We start from the raw sequence: 23107 nt of genomic DNA on the forward strand, positions 1-23107 counted from the left end.
CATGCCCCGTACCGGGCGCGCCGGGCCGCGGCCGGACGGGGCGCCGCGCGGTCGTAGGATGAGTCGGATCGACACACTGCTGCGGGGGTCGGATGAGCGAGCACACGCGCACGGCCGGCCAGGTCGTGCCCGCCGGGCCGGATGCGCCCAGCGCGGGCGCGACGGCCCCCGCCGCTGCGCCCGGCCCCGCCGCCGCGCCCGGCCCCGCCGCTGCGCCCGGCTCCGTCGCCGCGCCGGCCCCCGCCGGCGAGGCAGGGACCACCGGTGCCGGCGGCAGCCGCGTCCGCTCGCGCCTCGTCCGCTTCGGCACCCGGCACAGCCCCGGGACCCCGGGGCTCGGGCCGCTCATGCAAGCCATCCGGACGAACCACCCCAAGGCCGACCTCGGGGTCATCGAACGGGCCTACGCGGTCGCCGAGCGTGCCCACCGCGGTCAGCTGCGCAAGAGCGGCGACCCCTACATCACCCATCCGGTCGCGGTCGCGACGATCCTCGCCGAGCTCGGGATGACGACCGCGACGCTCGCCGCGGCGCTGCTGCACGACACCGTCGAGGACACCGAGTACTCCCTGGACCAGCTCCGCAAGGACTTCGGCCCGGAGGTGGCGATGCTGGTCGACGGCGTCACCAAGCTCGACAAGGTCAGCTACGGCGACGCAGCCCAGGCCGAGACGGTCCGCAAGATGGTCGTCGCGATGGCGCGGGACATCCGGGTGCTCGTCATCAAGCTCGCCGACCGCCTGCACAACGCCCGCACCTGGAAGTTCGTCCCGGCGGCCTCCGCGGAGCGCAAGGCCCGCGAGACCCTCGAGATCTACGCGCCCCTGGCCCACCGGCTGGGCATGAACACGATCAAGTGGGAGCTCGAGGACCTGTCGTTCGCGACGCTCTACCCCAAGGTGTACGACGAGATCGTCCGGCTCGTCGCCGAGCGCGCACCAGCCCGGGAGGAGTACCTCGCCACCGTCCGGGACCAGGTCGGCGTCGACCTGCGGTCGTCGAAGATCAAGGCGACGGTGACCGGCCGGCCGAAGCACTACTACTCGATCTACCAGAAGATGATCGTGCGCGGCCGCGACTTCGCCGACATCTACGACCTCGTGGGCGTGCGCGTCCTGGTCGAGTCGGTGCGCGACTGCTACGCCGCGCTCGGCGCCCTGCACGCGCGATGGAACCCGGTGCCCGGCCGGTTCAAGGACTACATCGCGATGCCGAAGTTCAACCTCTACCAGTCGCTGCACACCACGGTGATCGGGCCCGGCGGCAAGCCCGTCGAGATCCAGATCCGCACCCACGACATGCACCGTCGCGCCGAGTACGGCGTCGCGGCGCACTGGAAGTACAAGGAGGTCGCCAAGAGCTCCCCGCAGGTCACCGACGCGGCCGGCAACGACATGGCGTGGCTGCGCCAGCTCGTGGACTGGCAGAAGGAGACCGCGGACCCGTCGGAGTTCCTCGACTCGCTGCGCTTCGAGATCGCCGGGGCCGAGGTGTACGTCTTCACCCCCAAGGGCGACGTGATCGCGCTGCCCGCCGGGTCCACGCCGGTCGACTTCGCCTACGCCGTGCACACCGAGGTCGGTCACCGGACGATGGGCGCCCGCGTCAACGGCCGTCTCGTGCCGCTCGACTCGACGCTCGAGAACGGCGACGTCGTCGACGTCCTCACCTCGAAGTCCGAGACCGCCGGACCGAGTCGTGACTGGCTGAGCTTCGTCAAGAGCCCGCGTGCCCGCAACAAGATCCGGCAGTGGTTCTCCAAGGAGCGCCGCGAGGAGGCGATCGAGCACGGCAAGGACGCCATCGCCAAGGCGATGCGCAAGCAGAACCTGCCGATCCAGCGCCTGCTGTCCCACGAGGCGCTCGTCGCGCTCGCGCACGAGATGCGGTTCCCGGACGTGTCCGGCCTGTACGCCGCCATCGGCGAGGGTCAGGTGTCGGCGGCCACGGTCGTGCAGCGTCTCGTGCACGCCCTGGGCGGCGAGCCGGGTGCCGAGGAGGACCTCGCCGAGACGGCGCGCCCCGGCCGCACCGCCCGGCGCGTGCGCACCGGCGACCCCGGGGTCGAGGTCAAGGGCCTGGACGACATCTGGGTCAAGCTCGCCAAGTGCTGCACCCCGGTCCCGGGCGACCAGATCATGGGCTTCGTGACCCGCGGCGCCGGTGTGAGCGTGCACCGCACCGACTGCGTCAACGTCGAGAGCCTGCTCGCGCAGCCCGAGCGGGTGGTCGAGGTCTCCTGGACGCAGGGTGGCTCGGCGCTGTTCCTCGTGCAGATCCAGGTCGAGGCACTGGACCGCAGCCGGCTGCTCTCGGACGTGACGCGCGTGCTGTCGGACCACCACGTCGACATCCTGTCCGCCACCGTCTCGACCACCCGGGACCGGGTGGCGATGTCCCGGTTCGTGTTCGAGATGGCCGAGCCCGGCCACCTGGCGTCCGTGCTCGCGGCCGTCCGGCGCATCGACGGCGTGTTCGACGTCTACCGGATCACCGGGTCCAAGGCCGCCGGGCTGCCGGCCGCGCCGGTCCACCCCTCCGTCTGACCCGCCGCGCGGTCGGGTACCCGGGCCGCTCCCTCGGCCCGAGCTAGCACCTCGCGCACGCGCGGTCCACCGTGCCGCGGTCCGAGCTCGGCGGCGGCCCGCAGCGCCGCCCGCAGGTCGAGACGCGCGTGGACGGCAAGCCGGACCAGCAGGGTCACCGCCTCGTCCAGCGGCAGGTGGCGGGCGACGTCGACCGCGGTGCGCTCCACCGTGGTGACCGCGACCCCGCCGAGGCGGACGACGTCGGCCGGCGGGAGCGGGCACTCGTGCGGGACGCGCAGCGGGTGGGGTGCCGGGCGCCGGACCCGCGGGGCGACGAGCACGTCGAACCGGGGCGGGACCGGGCCGTCGGCGTGGACCCAGACCGCACCGGCGCGCCCGAGCACCGCACGCGGCGGCACCAGGGGCCGGACCGCACGAGCCCGCACGTGCGGTCCGGGCGGCACCGCGGCCGGCGCCGCCACGTCCCCCCACACCGGCCGCAGGACGCCGTCGCGCACGAGGACCTGCCAGCCGACCGGGCCGACGTCGGCCATCCGGACGTGGTCGGGCAGGGCCGTGGGGCCGGGGCGCAGGTGGTCGGGCGAGGACGTCATGCGGCCAGGATGACCGCCCGGTCCAGCGACGACGACGGGGCCGGCGTCCGGTGTGGACGCCGGCCCCGCGGCCGTGGGTGCGTGGACGCCGGGACGTCCGGGCTACGAGCCCTGGGCCGCCCGGCGCACCTGCTCGAGCCAGGCCCGACGCGCGTCGAGGGCCGTCTGCGCGTCGGCGATCCGGCGCGCATCGCCCTGGGCCTGCGCGGCCGCGAGGTCCGCCTCCAGCCCGGCGATGGCTGCCTCGAGCTGGGCCGCTGCCCCTCCGCGCGGGCACGGGTCTCGGGGTTGCCGCGCGTCCAGGCCGACTGGTCGGCGTCCCGCACCGCGTTCTCGACCGCGCGCAGGCGTCCCTCGACCCGCTGCAGGTCGGCGCGCGGGACCTTCCCCGCCGCGTCCCAGCGGTCCTGGATGGATCGCAGCGCGGCCTTCGCGGCCGTGAGGTCCTTGATCGGCAGGAGGCGCTCCGCCTCGACCAGCAGCGCCTCCTTCACCTCGAGGTTGACGCGGAACTCGGCGTCGGTCTCGGCCGAGGCCGCGTCCCGTGCGGAGAAGAAGGCGTCCTGCGCGGCCCGGAAGCGCGCCCACAGGGCGTCGTCCTCCTTGCGGCTGGCCCGCCCGCTCGCCTTCCACTGCGCCATGAGGTCGCGGTAGGCACCGGCGGTGACGCCCCAATCGGTGCTGGACGAGAGGCGCTCGGCCTGCGCGACCAGCGCCTCCTTGGCCTCGCGCGCCGCGGCGTTGCGCGTCTCGAGCTCGGCGAAGAAGTGGCGCCGCTCGCGGTCGAACGTGGTGCGCGCGTGGCTGAACCGCTTCCAGAGCGACTCCTCGCTCGGCCGGTCGATGCGCGGGCCGTTGCGCTGGGCGTCCTTCCACTGGTCGAGCAGCTGACGCAGCTGCTCGCCGGCGGGACGCCACTGGATGCGCTCGGGGTCCGTCGCGGCGATCTTCTCGGCCTGCTCGACGATCGCGGTGCGGGCGGCGACGGCGGCCTCCTTCGCGGCGGCACGCTCGGCGTCCGCGGCAGCACGGCGCTCCGCGGCGACCGACCGGAGCGCGTCCAGGCGCTCCCGCAGGCCGGCGAGGTCGCCCACGGCGGCCGGCTCGGCGAGCTCCTCGGTGAGCTTCGTGAGGGTCTGCTCGATCTCCTTGGGGGCGAGGTCGGCGGTGCCCAGCCGCGCCTCGAAGAGCACGACCTTGGCCTGCAGGTCGAGGAACCGGCGGACGTACAGGGCGAGCGCCTCGTCGGCGGTCGCGCCGGGGAACTGCCCGACGGGGCGCTCGGCGTCGCCCTCGCGGACGTACACGGTGCCCTCGTCGTCCACCCGCCCGAAGGTCGCGGCGTGGGCGGCCTCGGCGGCGTCCTGCGGGGGAGCGACCGGCGCGATCGGGGTAGCGCCGGTCGGCGCGGTCGCTGCCTGAGGGGCGCGCGGCGTGGGGCGCGGGACCGGGCGGGGGTGGGGCGCGGGGTCGGTCGCGGCGCGGGCGCGGAAGGCGCGGGGGTAGCCGCGGACGGCGCAGCGGGCTCGGGGGCGGGGGCGGTCTCGGGGGCGGGGGACTGGTCGGCGCCGGCCGACGGCGCAGCGTGCTCGGCGGTCTGCGCGGTGCCGTCGGACGGCGCAACGCCGTCGGTCTGCGCGACGCCGTCGGTCTGCGCGGAGCCGTCGGTCTGCGCGACCCCGGCCGCCGTGGCGAGGGACGGGCCCTCGTCGGGCGTGGCCAGGCCGGCGGCCTCGGCCGCGGGAACGGTCAGGCCGTCTCCCTGGGCGTCCGAGGCCTCGCTCCCGGGAACCTCGGTGCCGGGAACCTCGGTGCCGGGAACCTCGGTGCCGGGGGTCCCAGGCGCCTGGAGCTCGTCCGGCGACGGCTCGGCCGCGGCGTCGTGCTCGACCGGCGCCGCGGACGCCTCAGGCGCGGGCGCGGGCGTCCCAGCCTCGGACGTCTCGGCTTCGGACGTCTCGGCTTCGGACGTCTCAACCTCGGACGTGCCAGCCAGGGACGTCTCGGCCTCAAGCGTCTCCACCGGCGGTGTCGCCGCCTCGGGTGTCGCCGCCTCGGGCGTCTCGACCACGGACGTCACGTCTTCGGACGTCTCGGACGCGGGCGCGGCGACCTCCGCGGGCGCCGGCGCGTCGGTGGGCTCCTGGCGCTGCGTGGGCTCGCCGGCGGTGTCGGTGATGTGCTCGGTCACTGGGTCTCAACTCCCTGGATGGTGACGCCGGTGGCCGGAGGGCCGTCGGACCCACCGCCCTCGACTCCGGCGTCCGCGACTGCCTGCACGACGTCCAAGCCGGACGTCACGCGGCCGAAAACGGTGTAGCCCCCGCCTGGTCGGCGGGGATCACGGAATCCTCGTACACGAGGAAGAACTGGCTGCCCATGGAGTCGGCGTCGTTGGTGATCCGCGCCATGGCGATCGTGCCGGTGGGGTAGAGGTCGTCCTCGGGCGCGTTCTCGATCGGCCCGAAGCCGTACCCCGGGTCGCCCTGACCGGTGCCCGTGGGGTCGCCGCACTGGAGCACCTTGATGTTGCCCGTGACGAGGCGATGGCAGGGCGTGTCGTCGAAGTAGCCGTCCTCGGCCAGGCTCACGAACGACGCGACCGCCTGCGGGGCGGCGGCGCCGTCGAGCTCGATGCCGATCTCCCCGACGTCGGTGGTGATGGTCCCCGTCCACGTGCGGCCCTCGGCGACGGACGGGTCGGGCACCGAGGCGGTCGCGTCGCCGTCGTCGTCGCCGAGAGCGAGGACGGCCACCACGACGAGGACGACGGCGACCAGGACGGCGAGGATCGCGACGGCGAGCTGCCGGCGGCGGGTCCGGGCCGCCCGTTGCGCCGCGAGCTGCTGCTGGTGCCGCTCGTGGCGGCGACGCGCGTTCTCACGGTCGCGCTTGCTCGGGGACACCAGACCTCCTCCGGACGTGGTCGTCGTGCGACCGGTCGGCACCGTGCGCCCGCACAGTCTAGGCAAGGACGTGACCCGGTCCGGTGACAGCCTGTCGCCTAGCCTGGGGCGATGCTCATCGTCACCGTGATCGCGCCCGTCTTCGCGACGAACTGCTACGTGATCGTCGCCGACGACGGCGTGTCGTGCGTCGTCGTCGATCCGGGCGGGGGCGTCGCGCCGGCGGTCGAGGTCGTCATCATGCAGCGCCGGCTGCGGCCGGTCGCGCTGCTCGCGACGCACGGTCACGTGGACCACACGTGGGACGCCGCGCGGCTGTCCGAGACCTACGGCGTGGACCTCCACCTGCACGCGGCGGACGAGTACCGGCTCGCCGACCCGTTCGGCACCCTCGGCCCGCTGGCCGCGGGCGTGCACGACGCCGACGGCCCGCTCGCCCAGGCGCTCGCGTCGTCCGGCATGCCGCCCGCGGAGTACCGCCGCCCACCGCGCGTGCGGACGTTCGACATCGGCCCCCAGGCCGCGGAGCCCGACCTCGGCGGCGTCCGGTTCGGGGGCGCGCCGCTGCTCGCGGTGCACGCGCCCGGGCACACCGAGGGGGCGACCGTGTTCCTGTCGGCCGGGACGCCGGGGCCGGGCAGCGAGCTTCCGGACACGCCGTCCCTGGGGGACCTGCTGCACGGGGCGGGCGGAACGGCCTTCACCGGTGACGTGCTGTTCCGGAACTCGATCGGGCGCACCGACCTGCCGGGCGGGGACGACGCGACCATGACGACGACGCTGCGGGACCGGGTGACCACGCTGGCCGAGGCGACCCTCGTCCTGCCCGGCCACGGCCCCGCCACGCGGCTGGACCACGAGCTCCGCACCAACCCCTACCTGGCATGATCACGCCCCATGGCCCGACCCACCCCGCTGTCCGGATTCCCTGAGTGGCTGCCCGCCGGGCGGCTCGTCGAGCAGCACGTCCTGGCGACGCTGCAGCGCACGTTCGAGCTCCACGGGTTCGCCGGGATCGAGACGCGGGCGGTCGAGCCGCTGGACCAGCTGCTGCGCAAGGGCGAGACCTCCAAGGAGGTCTACGTGCTGCGCCGTCTGCAGGAGGAGCCCGCAGAGGCGGACGGGGCGCGCGCGGCTGACGAGCGGCAGCTCGGGCTGCACTTCGACCTGACCGTGCCGTTCGCCCGGTACGTGCTGGAGAACGCAGGCCACCTGGCGTTCCCGTTCAAGCGGTACCAGATGCAGAAGGTGTGGCGCGGCGAGCGCCCCCAGGACGGCCGGTTCCGCGAGTTCGTCCAGGCGGACATCGACGTCGTCGGGGCGGGCGACCTGCCCTATCACTACGAGGTCGAGCTGCCGCTGGTGATCGCCGAGGCGCTCGGCGCGCTCGCCCCGATCGGGATGCCGCCCGTGCGCATCCTCGTCAACAACCGCCGCGTCGCCGAGGGCTTCTACCGCGGGCTCGGTCTGGACGACGTCGACGCCGTGCTGCGCGGCATCGACAAGCTGGACAAGATCGGGCCCGACGCCGTCGCCGACGCGCTCGTCGCCGAGGCCGGGGCCACGCCCGAGCAGGCCGCGGCGTGCCTCGAGCTCGCGTCGATCTCCGGGGACGACGCCGGCGTCGTCGACCGGGTGCGCGACCTCGCCGCGCGGCACGGCGTGGTCTCCGACCTGCTCGAGACCGGGCTCGCCGAGCTCGGGTCGCTGATCTCGGCGGCGGGGAGCGCGCCCCCGGCGTCGTCGTCGCGGACCTGCGGATCGCCCGGGGCCTCGACTACTACACGGGGTCGGTCTACGAGACGGTCCTGGTGGGGCACGAGGCGCTGGGCTCGATCTGCTCGGGCGGCCGGTACGACACCCTGGCCTCCGACGGCGCGAACACCTACCCCGGAGTCGGCCTGTCCATCGGGGTGTCCCGCCTCGTGTCGCGACTGCTCGGCGCGGGCCTGGTGCGCGCGTCGCGGTCGGTGCCCAGCGCCGTCGTCGTCGCGGTGACGAGCGAGGAGACCCGCGCGGCCTCCGACCGAGTCGCTGCGGCGCTGCGAGCCCGGGGCATCCCCGTCGAGGTCGCGCCGAGTGCCGCGAAGTTCGGCAAGCAGATCAAGTACGCCGACCGGCGCGGGGTGCCGTTCGTCTGGTTCCCGGGCACACCGGCGACCACGGCCGACGACGGGTCGACCGTCGAGGCGACGCCGGACCAGGTCAAGGACATCCGGTCCGGTGCGCAGGTCGAGGCCGACCCCGCGACGTGGGAGCCGCCCGCGGAGGACCGCTGGCCGCAGGTCGCCGCCGCCGGCTGACCGGGGTCGCTCCCTGACGCCTTGACGGGCGGTTCGAACGCGTGTTCGACTGACGTCATGCGATGGGACGGTCAGCGGGTCGGTGGCGCCGACGCTCCGGCGTCCGACGACGGCGCACTGCCCGGCCTCGCGCTCGCGGGTCTCGTCCGCAGCGTCCGGACGCCCGACTTCGCGGGCGTCACCTTCCACGAGGTCGCATGCAAGAGCGCCCTGAACAAGGTGCCGCCGGCGTCGAGCATGCCGTTCCGGTGGACCGTGAACCCGACGCGCGGGTGCCTGCACGCCTGCACCTACTGCTACGCCCGGCCGACGCACGAGTACCTCGAGCTCGGTGCCGGGCGTGACTTCGAGACGCAGGTCATCGTCAAGACGAACGTGGTGGACGTCCTGCGCCGCGAGCTCGCCCGCCCGTCGTGGCGCCGCGAGCACGTGGCGCTCGGGACGAACACCGACCCGTACCAGCGTCCCGAGGGCCGGTACCGGCTGATGCCGGGCATCATCGACGCGCTCGCGGATTCCGGGACGCCGTTCTCGATCCTCACCAAGGGCCCGCTGCTGCGTCGCGACCTGCCGCTCCTCCAGCGGGCCGCCGAGCGGGTGCCTGTCGGGATCGGGGTGTCGCTCGCGATGCTCGACCCGGTCCTGCAGCAGTCGGTCGAGGCGGGGACGCCGCTGCCGCAGGCCCGGTTGGACCTCGTGCGGGCGGTCCGGGACGCGGGTCTGCCGTGCGGCGTCATGGTCGCGCCCGTCCTGCCGTGGCTGACCGACGGCGTCGAGCGGCTGGACGCCCTGCTGGGTGAGCTCGCCGCCGCCGGGGCGACCGGCGTCACGGTGCTCCCGCTGCACCTGCGCGGATCGGTGAAGCCCTGGTACCTCGAGTGGCTCGCACGCGAGCACCCCGCACTGGTCGGCCGGTACCGGCGCCTGTACGCCGGAGGCGCCTACGTCCCGACGCCGTACCGCGACTGGTTGCGGGAGCGAACCGCTCCCCTGCTGCGCGCCCACGGCTTCGACCGACGCATGGAGCGACAGGCCGGCGGGATCCCAGCTGCCGACGAGGGGTCGTTCCCCGCCGGCAGCCTGCCGGGCTGGGGCGGGTCCGGGGTGACCGACTTCGGCGGCGCGGAGGCCCTGGCCCCCGCCGCGCCGCAGACGACGCTGTTCTGACCGGGGCCGTTCCGACCGGTGCTGTTCCGACCCGGAGGACGCTGTCCGGCCAGGAGGACGCTGTCTTGCCCGAAGGACGCTGTCTTGCCCGAGGGCGATGCTCTGGCCGAGAACGCTGACGCAACCACGTCGGTGACGGTGGCGGCGCGCCGCTAGGTCGAGGCCGACTCACCGCGGCGCCGGCTGGGTCTGATCGATCACCCGCCGAAGTCGTGACCCGAACCGTCCCACATTCCCCGTGTGGTCGTGATGAGCGCGCCGTGTCGGTCGGTGAACACCCACTGTCTCCCGTCGTGGGTGATGGTGATGTCCATGCGATGGATGAGGTCGTGGTGGTGCCAGCACAGGAGTATCCCGTTGGTGACGCAGGTGGTGCCGTGGTCGCGGGCCCATTGGTCGACGTGGTGGCATTCGCAGAGCACCGGTGGGGAGGTGCAGCCGGGATATCGGCAGTGTCTGTCCCGGGCAATGATCGCCGCCCGCATCTGCGGGGTGAACAATCGTTTCTCGCGTCCGACATCCAGGATCTGTGAGTCGGCGGAGAACAAGAAGCGGGTGAATCCGGCGTCGCACAGCAGCCGGTCGAGGGCGGTGCGGGGGATCGGGGTGCCGTCCTGGTACTGCGGGACGCTGAGCGGGGTGGCGCCACTCACGGCGTCGGGGGTGAGGAACTCGTCCGGTGCGTCCGGTGCGTCCGGTCCCGCCGGTGTTGCGGCACGTGCCGCCTCGGCGTTACCGGCATCGCCCGCGCCACGCGCACCGTCCGTACTCCCCACGTCGGGGCCCCGGTCCGTCGCGGCAGCGCGCGCTTCGGCGTCCGTGATGACGCTGTACGGCACCAGGACGCTGACGTGCGGGCGTACTCCACCGCGGGTGCCGCTGAGCCCGCCGTCGAGGGCGACGCGGGCGAGGTCGCCGAGTGCCTGGGCACGGCGATGGGCGGGGTCGCGGTGGTCACCGGCCGCAGGGGCGGGGGTGAGGGCCTCGAGCGCGCTCTTGAGGCACTGGCCGGCGTCGATCGTGAGGAGCCCGGCCAGGTGATACCCGTCCGTCGAGCGGGACATCGTGAAGTGCGCCCGGTCGGCCGCTTCGCGGTATCCGCGGTCGTCGGCGTCCGGGTCGGCTGCGGCAGCCCAGCGGCGCGTCACGATCCGCAGCGAGTCCACGGGCCACGCCTTGGCCTGGGCCACCAGGAAGTCCTCGTTGCAGTCGTTGCCCGGATCGGCCAGCACCTCGCACCGCTGGGGTGTGGTGGGGGCGAACGTGCCGATCACCTGGACCTGCTCCCCGCTGATCGCGCCAGCCAGACCGGCGGCGGCGGTGGCGGGCAGGTGGTCCCGAAGTGCGCGCCCGAGGCGGACCTGCGCTTGGGCGGTCCGCACGCTGATGCGGTGACGGGCGGCGACCCACCGCGGGAAGGAGCGCGCCCCACCGGTCGCCCAGAGCCCGTCGGCCTCGATCACCGGGAGCAGCCGGGTGCCTGCCACCCCGAGGCGGCTGGTCACCGATGCCACCGCCGCGGCGACGACAGCGGCCTGCGCGCCGTCGAGCCCGGTCGTGTCCACAGCGGCGGCCACCGCGTCCGTCGCGGCCAGCAGTGCGAAGACCGCCGCGGCGACGTCGTGCGGGAGCGCGGAAAGGTCCGGGCCACCAAGTCCTGCATCTCGCGGAACTGCGGGCGTCACGTCGTCGGGATCCACCGCGCCCACCTCCCGCCCATTCTCGCGCGGCACCATCGCCGCGTTCCGGTGACCTTCTCCTCACAATGCTAGACGGAGCCACCGACACGGCCGGCATGACTCCATACCGATGTGGACGACTTCCCTGATTACGCGACTGGGGTCGGTGACAATCATCGATTGAGATGGCAGGAAGTCAGTGCGGAATGGTCGATATGGTGGCTGGGAAGTCGACCAGGGCGCGGGACGAAGGCGAGAACCGGAGGCAGGGTCGAACGAGCGGGGTAGTCCGAGGGTCCACCGCCACCGTGCGCACGGCGGGACAAGCAATACAGGCGGGACAGACAGGACACGCGGAACAGGCCGGACCGATAGGACGGGCCGGACGGACAGGACAGGCGAGCCAGGCCGACCAGCTGGCGCGACGCGGCGTCAGCCCTCCGCGAGCCGCGCGGGGAACCCACCGGTCGCGATCGGCCCCCAGGTCTCGATCGTCAGCCGGATGAGCGACTTGCCCTGGCGCACCATCGCCTCGCGGTACTCGGCCCAGTCGGGGTGCTCGCCGGAGATGCTGCGGAAGTAGTCGACGAGGGGCTCGACGGAGTCCGGCAGGTCGATGACCTCGGCCGTGCCGTCGATCTGCACCCAGGCCCCGCCGAAGTCGTCCGACAGCACGCACGCCGACGCCCGCGGGTCGCGCCGCAGGTTCACCGCCTTGGCGCGTTCGGGGTAGGTGGAGACGACGAGCCGACCGACGTCGTCGACCCCGCACGTGACCGGGGACAGCTGCGGCATCCCCGAGGCACGCGTCGTCATGAGGACGGCGTGGTGCCGCGGTCGGACGAAGTCGAGCATCTCCTCACGCGAGACGCGGTCGGCTGTGGCGATCGTGCGGGCCATGACACTCCTTCGGACGGGTGGGGCCGCGCCGACGCACGCGACCGCGAACACCCTGCCACGATCACGACCGGCAGGGCCGCGGGCCGGACGACGGCCCGTCCGCGGGCCGGGACGGACGGCCCGGCCGGTGCGGACCGGCCCGGGCACCCGCGCGCCACTAGACTCGTCCGGGCGCCGGACCGCGCGCGCCGCACCACCTCGAAGGGACCCACTCCGTGCTCCGCACCCACACCGCCGGCTCGCTGCGAGCCGAGCACACCGGTCAGACCGTCACCCTCACGGGCTGGGTCGACCGGCGGCGCGACCACGGCGGGGTGGCGTTCATCGACCTGCGGGACGCCTCGGGCATCGCCCAGGTCGTCATCCGCGACGAGGCCGTGGCGCACGAGCTGCGCAACGAGTACGTCCTGCAGGTGACCGGCGCCGTCGGGCGCCGCCCCGAGGGCAACGAGAACCCCAACCTGCCCACCGGCGAGGTCGAGCTCGTGGCCGACGACGTCGTCGTCCTCAACGAGTCCGCGCCGCTGCCGTTCCAGGTGTCGTCCGCGCTGGACGAGGTCCCCGGTGAGGAGGCGCGCCTGCGCCACCGCTACCTCGACCTGCGCCGGCCCGTGCCCGCCGCCAACCTGCGCCTGCGCGCGAAGGCGAACGCCGCGGCGCGCCGCGTGCTCGACGCGCAGGACTTCGTCGAGATCGAGACCCCCACCCTGACCCGCTCGACCCCCGAGGGCGCGCGCGACTTCGTCGTCCCGGCGCGCCTGGCACCCGGGTCCTGGTACGCGCTGCCGCAGTCGCCGCAGCTGTTCAAGCAGCTGCTCATGGTCGCCGGCATGGAGCGCTACTACCAGATCGCCCGCTGCTACCGCGACGAGGACTTCCGCGCCGACCGCCAACCCGAGTTCACCCAGCTCGACGTCGAGATGAGCTTCGTCGAGCAGGACGACGTCATCGCCGTCGGTGAGCAGATCCTCACGTCCCTGTGGGACCTGATCGGGTACACGATCCCGACGCCGATCCCGCGCATGACGTTCGCGGACGCGATGGCGCGATACGGCTCGGACAAGCCGGACCTGCGATTCGGCCAGGAGCTCGTCGAGCTCACCGAGTACTTCGTGGACACCCCGTTCCGCGTCTTCCAGGCCCCGTACGTCGGCGCCGTCGTCATGCCCGGTGGTGCATCGCAGCCCCGCCGGACGTTCGACGCGTGGCAGGACTGGGCCAAGCAGCGCGGCGCCAAGGGTCTCGCGTACGTCACGGTGTCCGACGACGGCGAGCTCGGCGGGCCGGTCGCGAAGAACCTGTCCGACACCGAGCGCGCCGGCCTCGTCGAGGCCGTCGGCGCGCAGCCGGGGGACTGCGTCTTCTTCGCCGCCGGCAAGGCCACCGACGCCCGGGCACTGCTCGGCGCCGCCCGCCTCGAGATCGGCAGGCGCTGCGGGCTCATCGACCCCGACGAGTGGGCCTTCGTGTGGGTGGTCGACGCCCCGCTGTTCAAGCCGACCGGCGAGGACGACGACGTCGCCGTGGGCGGCGGGTCGTGGACCGCGGTGCACCACGCGTTCACCTCCCCGACCCCGGACTGGATCGACCGCTTCGAGGAGAGCCCCGGCGAGGCGCTGGCCTACGCGTACGACATCGTCTGCAACGGCAACGAGATCGGCGGCGGGTCCATCCGTATCCACCGCCGCGACGTGCAGCAGCGCGTCTTCGAGGTCATGGGGATCGGTGAGGAGGAGGCGCAGGAGAAGTTCGGCTTCCTGCTCGACGCCTTCGCGTTCGGCGCCCCGCCGCACGGCGGGATCGCGTTCGGCTGGGACCGCATCCTCACGCTGCTGACCGGCTCGGAGTCCATCCGCGACGTCATCGCGTTCCCGAAGTCCGGCGGCGGCTACGACCCGCTGACCGGGGCACCGGCGCCGATCACGCCCGAGCAGCGGCGCGAGGCCGGGGTCGACGCGAAGCCCAAGGCCGCCGTCGGCGCTGAGGGATCCGTCGCGACCCAGGGCACCCCCGCGGCGGCCGCGGGCGGCACCGGATCGGTGGACTCGGCTCCGCAGCGGTGAACCTCGCGGACCTGCCCCAGCCCTGGTGCAGCTCCCCGTACCTGCTCGGCGAGCACGCCCGCGCCGACCTCCTCGCGACCCGCCACACCGACGACGCGCTCCTCGCCGTCGTCGACGGGCCGGGGCGGGGCCGTGGCCTGTTCGGGCTCGGGGAGGCACACTCGCTCGCCGGCCTCCTGGCAGACGCCGCCGCGCAGTCGGCCGACCTGCTCGCCACCGCGCGGTACGCGACGCTCACGCGAGGGACGTGGGAGGCCGCCGGCGCCGGGCTCGTCGCGGCTCTCGGCTTCCCGGCCGAGGGCTCGGCGTGGGACTGGATGTGGACGCCCGAGCCGCTGACCGGTGACCCGTCCCGGGCCGAGCGGCTGCCGCTCGGCCCGGCGACCGCCGCGGAGGTCGCCGAGTGCCTCGGGCGCGCGCACCCCACGGCGAGCACCGCGCCCGACGACCCGCGCCTCATCGGCTGGTGGGGCGTGCGGCAGGACGGCCGGCTGATGGCGGTCATCGGCGCGGTGCTGCTCGCCGACGGGCTCCCCGCACCTCGTGTCGCTCGGGGTCGACCCGGTCACGCGGGGGCAGGGGCTGGCCGGTGCGGTGATGTCGGCCGCCGTCCGGGACTGCCTGGAGGTGGTCCCGCGGCTCGGACCGCCGATGGTGAGCCTGGGGATGTACGCGAGCAACGACGTCGCCCGCCGGGTCTACACGCGCCTGGGGTTCCGGCTCGAGCACCGGTTCGACTCCCGGCACCGCGCGGCCTGACGCGCCACGGCTGTCCACCACGTGGCGCGTGTTGCCGGGTCGGATCGGTCCACGTAGGTTCCGCGAGGACCGTTCCCGCCCGGGGACCGGTCGTCGACCGGACCGGCCACGGCCGGGGAGAGGTGCCCATGCACGACGACGTGCCCGACAGCCCCACACCAGGACGCAGCGCGCTCGTCGTGCGCGGCGGATGGGACGGGCACCAGCCCGTCGAGGCCACCGACCTGTTCATCCCGTACCTGCGCGACAACGGGTTCGACGTGCGGGTCGAGGAGTCGACCGCGGTCTACGCGGACGCCCAGGTGATGGCCGGGGTGGACCTCGTGGTGCAGTGCATGACGATGTCCACCATCGAGCGCGAGGAGCTCGCCGGGCTCATCGCAGCCGTCGAGGCGGGCACGGGTCTGGCCGGCTGGCACGGCGGCATCGCGGACTCCTACCGCAACAGCGCGGACTACCTGCAGCTCATCGGTGGCCAGTTCGCCCACCACGCCGCGGCGATGGGGCCGGACGAGCGCACGGGGGAGCAGTCCGACAACTACGTCCGGCACCGCATCGAGCTCACGCCCGCGGCGGCCGAGCACCCCATCACCGCCGGGCTGTCCGACTTCGAGCTCACGACCGAGCAGTACTGGGTCCTCACCGACGACCTCAACGACGTGCTGGCCACCACGACCACCGACGTGCGGCCGTGGGGCCCGTGGAACCGCCCGATCACCTGCCCCGCCGTGTGGACCCGGCAGTGGGGGCAGGGCCGGATCATGGTCTGCACGCCGGGGCACCGCGTCGAGGTGCTCGAGGACCCGAACGTCCGCACGATCGTGGAGCGGGGGCTGCTGTGGGCCGCGCGCTGAGGATCGGCGTCGTCGGCGCCGGGAAGATCAGCGCCCAGTACAGCGACGCGTTCTCCCGCCTGCCGCAGGTCGCCGTCACCGCGGTGGCCGACCTCGACACGGGCCGGGCCGGGGCGCTCGCCGCGGCCCACCCGGGCGCGCGGGCGACCAGCCTGGACGACCTCCTCGCGGCCGACGACGTCGACGTCGTCCTCAACCTCACCATCCCCGCGGTCCACGCCGAGGTGGCCCTGGCCGCGATCGCGGCGGGCAAGCACGTCTACGGCGAGAAGCCGCTCGCCGCGACCACCGAGGAGGCACGCGCGGTGCTGCGCGCCGCCGAGGCCGCCGGCGTGCGCGTGGGCTGCGCGCCGGACACCGTCCTCGGGACGGGCGTCGCCACCGCACGCGCCGCGGTCGACGCCGGCGCGATCGGCGTCCCGCACGCGGCGACGGCGTTCATGGTCACACCGGGGCACGAGCGCTGGCACCACGACCCGGAGTTCTACTACCGGCCCGGTGGCGGTCCGCTGCTCGACATGGGCCCGTACTACCTGACGGCGCTCGTGCACCTGCTCGGGCCGGTCCGCCGCGTGGTGGGTGCCGCGTCACGGCCGCAGGCGACCCGGACGATCGGCCAGGGCCCCCGGGGCGGCACGTCCTTCGACGTGGAGGTCGACACGCACGTCACCGCGATCCTCGAGCACGACGGCGGGGCGCTGACCACCCTGCTGGTCAGCTTCGACACCTGGGCCGCCCGGCTGCCGCGCATCGAGGTGTACGGCGGCGAGGGCTCGCTGTCCGTGCCGGACCCGAACTACTTCGACGGCGAGGTCGCGCTGTTCACGCGGGACGCACCGGAGTGGACGGCGCTCGAGCCGCGGGCCGGGTACCTGGGCGCCGGACGCGGGTACGGCGTCGCCGACCTCGCGCTGGCGATCGACGCCGGGCAGCCGCACCGGGCGAGCGCCGACGTCGCGCTGCACGTGCTGGACGTCATGGAGTCGGTGCTGTCGGCGGCCGGCTCGCACACCGCGGTGGAGATCACCACGACGTGCGAGCGGCCCGAGCCGGTCGCCGGGCCGCTGGAGCTCACGGCCGGGGCCTGACGCCGGACGCCGCACACGGCCCCCGACGACGCGCCCGGGCGCGGGCGCTGACCAGCGCACGTGCGCGTCGTCGGGGGCGAACCGGGCACGACGAACCGAGCACGGCGAACCGGGCACGACGAACCGGGCACGGCGAACCGGGCACGGCGAACCGGACATAGCCGCTCAACACCGTCGTCCGGCTGCCGATGGGGACGCCGTGAACGCCTCCCCGACGATCCTGGTCGCCGACGACGACGCGGACATCCGCGACCTCGTCACCTTCAAGCTCGAGCAGGCGGGCTACCGCGTCGTCGCCGTCGCCGACGGCGTGCAGGCGCTCGAGGCGGTGCGCGCCGAGCTGCCGGACCTCGCGGTCCTCGACCTCATGATGCCGGGGCTGTCCGGCCTGGACGTCTGCGCCCAGGTGCGCCGGGACCCGACGTCGGCGCGCCTGCCGGTGATCATGCTGACCGCGCGGGTGCAGGAGCAGGACGTCGCGCTGGGCTTCGGCACCGGCGCCGACGACTACGTCACCAAGCCGTTCAGCCCGCGCGAGCTGCTCAGCCGCGTCCAGGCCGTCCTCGCCCGCGCAGCGACGTGATCCTCGCCGCCCTGGGCCTGACGTCGCTCGTCGTCCTCGTCGTGATGCTCGGCGTCGTCGCCCGTCGGGTGACGCGCCGCGCCCGGGAGAGCCGCGTGCGCCGCCTGTCCGCGCAGCACCGTCCCGCCCTGCTCGCGCTGGTCGCCGGCGACCCGCCGGAGGCGCGGGAGGCCGTCGACGTCATCGCCGGCCTGGACCGTGCCTCGTGGCGGGTCATCGAGCCGTCCGTCGTCGGTCTGCTGGGCAAGGTCCGGGGCGAGGGGCGCGCCGAGATCGTGCGCCTGCTCGACGAGCGCGGCGTGCTGCAGCAGGCCGGCCGGGACCTGGGGCGCGCCGCGCCGTGCGGCGCGCGGCGGCTGCCGACCTCCTCGGTCGCGCCGGGTCGGTGGACGACGTCGAGGCGCTCGTCCGCGTCCTGGACGACCGCGACACCGACGTCCGGCACGTCGCGGCCCGTGCCCTCGGGCGGATGGGTGCGCCCGTCGCCGTCCCCGCCCTGCTGCGCGCGCTCGCGTGCGAGCCGCCGCGCGTGCCGCCTGCCGCGGTGGCGCAGGCGCTGCTGCGGATCGGTCCGGCCGGGGTGCCGGACCTGGTGGTCGCACTCGACCACCCCGTCCCGGTCGTGCGGTCGACCGTCGTCGTCGTGCTGGGGCGCCTCGGCGCGACCGGCGCCGGCGCGGCCTTGCGCGTGCGGCTGCGGGACGACCCGCTGACCGACGTCCGCTGCCACGCCGCGACCGCGCTCGGAGCGCTGGGCATGCCGGGCGCCGTCCCCGATCTCGTCGACGCGACCACCACCCGGGCGCCGGCGGCGCTGCGGGTCGCCGCCACGCGCGCCCTCGGCGACCTGGGCGCGACCCGCACCGTCGAGGTCCTCGCGGGCCTCCTCGGCGACCCCGATGCCCGGGTCGCGGCCGAGGCCGGGTCGGCGCTGGTCGCCCTGGGCGTGACCGCCGACGACGTCGCCGCGCGCGTCCTCGTGGCAGGTGCCGCATGAACGAGCTCGTCACCGGTCCGCTGCGCGACGGCCTCGAGGTCGTCCTCGAGGTCACCATGTGGCCCGTCCTCGTCTACTTCTTGCTGGTCAACTCGAGCACCCTCGCACTCGTGCTGCTCGCCGCGTGGGTGGGTCGCCGAGCGCGTCGGCGCGCGACGTTCGCCGACCACGACGAGTCGCTCTCGTCCCCGCTGACCCCGGCGGTGTCCGTGCTGGTCCCCGCCTACAACGAGGAGGTCGGCATCGTCGCGTCGGTCAGCGCCCTGCTGGCCCTGCGCTACCCGCGGCACGAGGTCGTCGTGGTCGACGACGGCTCGACGGACGCGACGTTCGACCGCCTCGTCACCGCCTACGGGCTCGTCCCGGTGCACCGGCGCATCCCCGACGACGTCGCGACCACCGGCGCCGTGCTGTCCGTGCACGTCCCCGGCGACGGACGCACCCCGCTGGTCGTCGTCCGGAAGGCCAACTCGGGGCGCTCGGACGCCCTCAACGTCGGCATCAACGTCGCCCGCCACGAGCTGGTGTGCTTCGTCGACGCCGACTCGCTGCTGGACCCCGACGCGCTCACCGTGGTGGCCCGCCCCTTCGTCGACGACCCGGCCCGCGTGGTGGCCTCCGGCGGGGTGGTGCGCGCGGTCAACGGCAGCCGGGTGGTCGCCGGACGTGTGGTGGAGGCCCGCATGCCCCGGGGTGGCTGCCGCGCATCCAGGTCATGGAGTACCTGCGCGCCTTCCTCCTCGGCCGCGCGGGGTGGTCCCGGCTGGGGTGCCTCGTGCTGATCTCCGGTGCGTTCGGCCTGTACCGCCGCGACGTCCTGGTGGAGGTGGGCGGCCTCGACGCGACGTGCATCGGCGAGGACTTCGAGCTCTGCGTCGCCGTGCACAAGGCCATGCGCGACGCCGGACGCGACTACCGGGTGGTCGCCGTCTCCGAGCCGATCTCCTGGACCGAGGTGCCCTCGACGCTCGCGGTGCTCGGGAGCCAGCGCCGCCGCTGGCACCGCGGTCTGCTCGAGGTCCTCTGGCGGCACCGCCGGATGATCGGCAACCCCCGGTACGGCCGGGTGGGGCTGGTCGCGCTGCCGTACTACGTCGTCTTCGAGCTGCTGGCGCCGGTGCTCGAGCTCGCCGGGCTCGTCCTCGGCCCGCTCGCGCTGGCAACGGGTCTCCTCGACGTGCAGAGCGCCCTCGCGGTGACTCTCGCCGTGTACGCCTACGCCGTGTTCGTCTCCGTCGCGGCGCTCGCCGTGGAGGAGTTCTCGTTCCACCGGTACGGCCGCTGGCGCGACCTCGCCGTGTCCGTCGGCGCGACCGTGGTGGAGAACCTGGGGTACCGGCAGCTCACCGCCCTGTGGCGGCTGCAGGGGCTGTGGGCGGGGCTGCGCCGCCGCGAGCACGTGTGGGGCGTCATGACGCGGCAGGGCTTCGGGACCGACGCGGTCACCGGCGCGCTCGTCCCTGCCGCTCGCACCGGACCATGAGTCGGCCCGCGCCGCGCGGGCTGACGGCGGCGTCCGCGCTGCTCCGTCTGCTCGGTCTGCTCGGTCTGCTCGGTCTGGTCGGGCGCGGCGGCGCCCGTGGTGCGCGGCGGACGGCCGGCCCGGGCACGGACGCCCGGTTCCGCGACCTGCTCGAGGCCGCGCCGGACGCCATCCTGGGGTGCGACGCGGACGGCACGATCGTCTTCGCGAACAGCAAGGTCGACGAGCTGTTCGGGTACCGGCGCGAGGAGCTCCTCGGTCGGTCGCTCGACGTGCTGGTGCCGGACTCGGTCCGCCCGACCCACGCGGCGCACCGCGCCGCCTACCTGCGCGACCCGGTGGCGCGTCCGATGGGGACGATGCAGCTGTCCGCGCGGCGCCGGGACGGGTCGCTGTTCCCGGCCGAGATCAGCCTGAGCACGCTGGACGCCGAGGACGGACCCGTCGTGTCGGCCGCCGTCCGGGACGTCAGCGACCGCGTCCGGGCGCAGGACGAGCTGCGCAGGCTCAACCGGGCGCTGCGGGACCTCAACGCCGAGCTCGAGCGCCAGGCGGAGGAGCTGACGCGCTCCAACGCCGAGCTCCAGCAGCTCGACCGCCTCAAGAGCACGTTCGTCGCGACCGTCTCGCACGAGCTGCGGACCCCGCTGAGCAACATCTGCGGGTACACCGAGCTCCTCGCCGACGCCGCCCCCGAGGACCTGGGGCCCCAGCAGCGGCGCATGGTCGAGGTCGTCGAGCGCAACGCGACCCGGCTGCTCGACCTCGTCGAGGACCTGCTCACGTTCGCGCGACCCGAGGCGGGCACGCTCGCCGCGGTCCCGGGTCCGGTCGACCTCGACGCGCTCGTCGCCGAGGTCCTGCAGGGGCTCGCAGCCGCCGCCGCCTCGGGCGGCGTGGCGCTCGCGGCGACGCCGGGGGCCGACGCCGCGCGAGCCGGGGCGGGCCTGGGCACGACCGTGCCGGCCGACCGGGGGCACGTCGAACGGGTGCTCACCGAGCTGGTCGGCAACGCGCTCAAGTTCACCCCGCGTGGCGGCTCGGTGGTCGTCACGACGCAGGCCCACGACGCCGCCGTCGCCGTCTCCGTCGCGGATGACGGCCCCGGCATCCCGCCGGACCAGCAGGGGAAGCTGTTCGAGCGCTTCTCCCGGGCCGACGACGCCGACGCCCGGCAGATCCCCGGGGCCGGCCTCGGGCTGTTCATCGCCCGCACGATCGTCGACGCGCACGGCGGCTCGATCCGGCTCGTCTCCGCACCGGGCACGGGGACCACCGTGACGTTCGAGCTGCCCCGCTGAGGGGCAGCCGCCCCGTCGTCAGCCCCCGTCGTCAGCCGCCGAGCAGGTCGGCGAACGACGGCGCGTCGGCGAACGGGTCGTCCGGACCGTCGTCGCGCCGCGTCGCGACCATCCCGGCCAGCTCGCGTCCGGCCCGGCGGATGCGAGCCGGGAGCGGACCCTCGTCGGTCGAGCCCGCCCAGTCGTCCGTCGCGGCGAAGACCGACGTCGTGGCGACGTCGGCCCGCAGGTAGGTGAAGAGCGGGCGCACGGAGTACTCCAGCGCGAGCGAGTGCCGGGGCGTCCCGCCGGTCGCGCCGAGCAGGACGGGCATCCCGGTGAGGGAGTCCTTGTCCAGGACGTCGACGAAGGACTTGAACAGCCCGGAGTACGTCGTGGTGAACAGCGGCGTGACGGCGATGAGACCGTCCGCCGCGGTCAGCCGCTCGATCGCGCGGGCGAGGTCGCCGCTCGGGAAGCCGGTGAGCATGGCGTTGACCACGTCGTGGGCGACGTCGCGCAGCTCGACGGTCGTGACCTCGGCGGTCTCACCCAGTCCGGCGAGCTCGGTGACGGTGGCGTGCGCGAGGCGGTCGGCGAGCAGCCGGGTCGACGACGGCTGGCTGAGCCCGGCGGTCACGACGACCAGGGACCGGGTACGGGTGGTGCTCATGGTGATGTCCTGTTCTGCGCTCAGTCAGCGGGCCGGGTTCGGGGTTTCCGCGCTGGTCAGCGGGCAGCCGGGGCGCCGGCGTGCTCGCGGAGGGTGAGCTGGCGGGGAGCCGGGGGCCGAGCCGGCACCCCGGGCGGCCGCGACGCGATCGGCGTGGCTCGGCGGGTCGGCGGGCACGTGGGCCGGGCGCTTGGCCTCGAGCTCGCGCCGCAGCACCGGCACGACCTCCCCGCCGAGCAGGTCGAGCTGCTCGAGCACGGTCTTGAGGGGCAGGCCCGCGTGGTCCATGAGGAACAGCTGACGCTGGTAGTCACCGACGTGCTCGCGCATCGAGGCGTACCGGTCGATGACCTGCTGCGGGCTGCCGACGGTGAGCGGTGTCTGCTCGGTGAAGTCCTCCATCGTCGGGCCGTGGCCGTAGACGGGGGCGTTGTCGAAGTACGGGCGGAACTCGCGGACGGCGTCCTGGCTGTTCGCTCGCATGAACACCTGGCCGCCGAGGCCGACGACCGCGGTGTCCGCGGCACCGTGGCCGTAGTGCTCGTACCGGCGGCGGTAGTACGCGACCATCGTCGCGGTGTGCTCGACCGGCCAGAAGATGTTGTTGTGGAAGAAGCCGTCGCCGTAGTAGGCGGCCTGCTCGGCGATCTCGGGGCTGCGGATCGAGCCGTGCCACACGAACGGCGGCACGCCGTCCAGCGGCCGGGGCGTGGACGTGAAGCCCTGCAGCGGGGTGCGGAACTTGCCCTGCCAGTCGACGACCTCCTCGTCCCACAGGCGACGCAGCAGCGCGTAGTTCTCGATCGCGAGCGGGATGCCCTGGCGGATGTCCTGGCCGAACCACGGGTACACGGGGCCGGTGTTGCCGCGGCCCATCATGAGGTCCATCCGGCCGCCGGAGATGACCTGGAGCATCGCGTAGTCCTCGGCGATCTTCACCGGGTCGTTCGTGGTGATGAGCGTCGTCGAGGTCGACAGGATGATCCGCTCGGTCTTCGCCGCCAGGTACCCCAGCATCGTGGTCGGCGACGAGGGCACGAACGGGGGTTGTGGTGCTCACCGGTCGCGAAGACGTCGAGCCCGACCTCTTCGGCGTGCTGGGCGATCGTCAGCATCGACCGCACGCGCTCGGTGTCGTCCGGCGTCCGGCCGGTCGTGGGGTCGGTGGTGACGTCCCCGACGGTGAAGATCCCGAACTGCATGGTGGCGCTCCTCGCTGGTCAGCGGCGA

18 protein-coding genes and 2 pseudogenes are annotated in these 23107 nt (G+C 74.3%); 13 read left to right on the top strand and 7 right to left on the bottom strand.

All coding sequences use genetic code 11. From position 1 onward, the window contains the following. Nucleotides 1-92 precede the first annotated feature (92 nt). Nucleotides 93-2546, top strand: coding sequence for a bifunctional (p)ppGpp synthetase/guanosine-3',5'-bis(diphosphate) 3'-pyrophosphohydrolase (locus REH70_RS09780; protein WP_310754007.1), 2454 nt, complete (start codon nt 93-95; stop codon nt 2544-2546). On the opposite strand, the gene REH70_RS09785 is transcribed toward REH70_RS09780, so the two are convergent. The 3 genes from REH70_RS09785 to REH70_RS09795 all read right to left on the bottom strand — a co-directional run bounded on the left by REH70_RS09785 (nt 2483) and on the right by REH70_RS09795 (nt 6048). Beyond that, complete coding sequence (locus REH70_RS09785) at nt 2483-3142, bottom strand: hypothetical protein (protein WP_310754008.1); 660 nt, start codon at nt 3140-3142, stop codon at nt 2483-2485. The two genes, REH70_RS09780 and REH70_RS09785, sit on opposite strands and share 64 nt — an antisense overlap. Next, nucleotides 3139-4467, bottom strand: coding sequence for a DUF349 domain-containing protein (locus REH70_RS09790; RefSeq protein WP_310754010.1), 1329 nt, complete (start codon nt 4465-4467; stop codon nt 3139-3141). The genes REH70_RS09785 and REH70_RS09790 overlap by 4 nt, the downstream gene beginning before the upstream one ends. Nucleotides 4468-5439: 972 nt before the next feature. Then, the gene (locus REH70_RS09795) at nt 5440-6048 is read right to left on the bottom strand and encodes a peptidylprolyl isomerase (RefSeq protein ID WP_310754012.1); all 609 of its coding nucleotides are present in this window, start codon (nt 6046-6048) and stop codon (nt 5440-5442) included. A gap of 111 nt (nt 6049-6159) precedes the next feature. Between REH70_RS09795 and REH70_RS09800 the strand changes: the two genes are divergently transcribed. From REH70_RS09800 to REH70_RS09810, 3 genes and pseudogenes are all read left to right on the top strand, one after another. Then, the gene (locus tag REH70_RS09800; RefSeq protein WP_310754014.1) at nt 6160-6936 is read left to right on the top strand and encodes an MBL fold metallo-hydrolase; all 777 of its coding nucleotides are present in this window, start codon (nt 6160-6162) and stop codon (nt 6934-6936) included. A 9-nt stretch (nt 6937-6945) separates the two neighbouring features. Next, nucleotides 6946-8351: pseudogene (gene hisS / locus REH70_RS09805) on the top strand (histidine--tRNA ligase). 57 nt (nt 8352-8408) lie between these two features. Then, entirely contained in the window at nt 8409-9518 is a 1110-nt protein-coding gene (locus tag REH70_RS09810) for an Rv2578c family radical SAM protein (protein ID WP_310754016.1), read from the top strand. Nucleotides 9519-9715: 197 nt separating this feature from the next. Here REH70_RS09810 and REH70_RS09815 read toward each other — a convergent pair whose 3' ends face one another. Together REH70_RS09815 and REH70_RS09820 are read right to left on the bottom strand one after the other, a co-directional pair. Beyond that, entirely contained in the window at nt 9716-11218 is a 1503-nt protein-coding gene (locus REH70_RS09815; protein ID WP_310754017.1) for a DUF222 domain-containing protein, read from the bottom strand. 411 nt (nt 11219-11629) lie between these two features. Continuing rightward, nucleotides 11630-12097, bottom strand: a complete 468-nt coding sequence (locus REH70_RS09820; RefSeq protein ID WP_310754018.1) for a PPOX class F420-dependent oxidoreductase — start codon at nt 12095-12097, stop codon at nt 11630-11632. 215 nt (nt 12098-12312) lie between these two features. On the opposite strand from REH70_RS09820, the gene aspS reads away from it, so the two are divergent. The 9 genes from aspS to REH70_RS09865 all read left to right on the top strand — a co-directional run bounded on the left by aspS (nt 12313) and on the right by REH70_RS09865 (nt 21225). Next, nucleotides 12313-14160: an aspartate--tRNA ligase gene (gene aspS, locus REH70_RS09825; RefSeq protein ID WP_310754020.1), complete on the top strand. Its 1848-nt coding sequence runs from the start codon at nt 12313-12315 to the stop codon at nt 14158-14160. Between the two features lie 543 nt (nt 14161-14703). Continuing rightward, nucleotides 14704-14919 carry a GNAT family N-acetyltransferase gene (locus REH70_RS09830; protein ID WP_310754021.1) on the top strand — a complete coding sequence of 72 codons (216 nt, stop codon included), beginning with the start codon at nt 14704-14706 and terminating at the stop codon, nt 14917-14919. Between the two features lie 128 nt (nt 14920-15047). After that, a complete protein-coding gene (locus REH70_RS09835) occupies nt 15048-15773 on the top strand; it encodes a ThuA domain-containing protein (protein WP_310754023.1) in 726 nt (241 codons plus the stop codon). Continuing rightward, complete coding sequence (locus REH70_RS09840; protein WP_310754025.1) at nt 15758-16861, top strand: Gfo/Idh/MocA family oxidoreductase; 1104 nt, start codon at nt 15758-15760, stop codon at nt 16859-16861. Before REH70_RS09835 ends, REH70_RS09840 begins: the two co-directional genes overlap by 16 nt. A 199-nt stretch (nt 16862-17060) precedes the next feature. Next, nucleotides 17061-17444: a response regulator gene (locus tag REH70_RS09845; protein WP_310754027.1), complete on the top strand. Its 384-nt coding sequence runs from the start codon at nt 17061-17063 to the stop codon at nt 17442-17444. 340 nt (nt 17445-17784) lie between these two features. After that, nucleotides 17785-18441 (top strand): HEAT repeat domain-containing protein, encoded by a 657-nt coding sequence (locus tag REH70_RS09850; RefSeq protein WP_310754028.1) that lies wholly within the window; start codon nt 17785-17787, stop codon nt 18439-18441. Next, on the top strand, nt 18438-19223 hold the full coding sequence (locus REH70_RS09855) for a glycosyltransferase family 2 protein (RefSeq protein WP_310754029.1): 786 nt from the start codon (nt 18438-18440) through the stop codon (nt 19221-19223). The genes REH70_RS09850 and REH70_RS09855 overlap by 4 nt, the downstream gene beginning before the upstream one ends. Further along, on the top strand, nt 19157-19924 hold the full coding sequence (locus tag REH70_RS09860; RefSeq protein ID WP_310754030.1) for a glycosyltransferase family 2 protein: 768 nt from the start codon (nt 19157-19159) through the stop codon (nt 19922-19924). Before REH70_RS09855 ends, REH70_RS09860 begins: the two co-directional genes overlap by 67 nt. After that, entirely contained in the window at nt 19921-21225 is a 1305-nt protein-coding gene (locus REH70_RS09865; RefSeq protein WP_310754031.1) for an ATP-binding protein, read from the top strand. The genes REH70_RS09860 and REH70_RS09865 overlap by 4 nt, the downstream gene beginning before the upstream one ends. 31 nt (nt 21226-21256) lie before the next feature. Here the strand turns inward: REH70_RS09865 and REH70_RS09870 are convergent, their stop codons facing one another. Further along, nucleotides 21257-21877 (bottom strand): FMN reductase, encoded by a 621-nt coding sequence (locus REH70_RS09870; RefSeq protein WP_310754033.1) that lies wholly within the window; start codon nt 21875-21877, stop codon nt 21257-21259. A 24-nt stretch (nt 21878-21901) separates the two neighbouring features. Then, a pseudogene (locus REH70_RS09875) lies at nt 21902-23079 on the bottom strand (LLM class flavin-dependent oxidoreductase). Between the last annotated feature and the right edge of the window lie 28 nt (nt 23080-23107).

It is taken from the genome of Cellulomonas sp. ATA003 (assembly GCF_031582905.1).
Classification (GTDB): Bacteria; Actinomycetota; Actinomycetes; order Actinomycetales; family Cellulomonadaceae; genus Pengzhenrongella.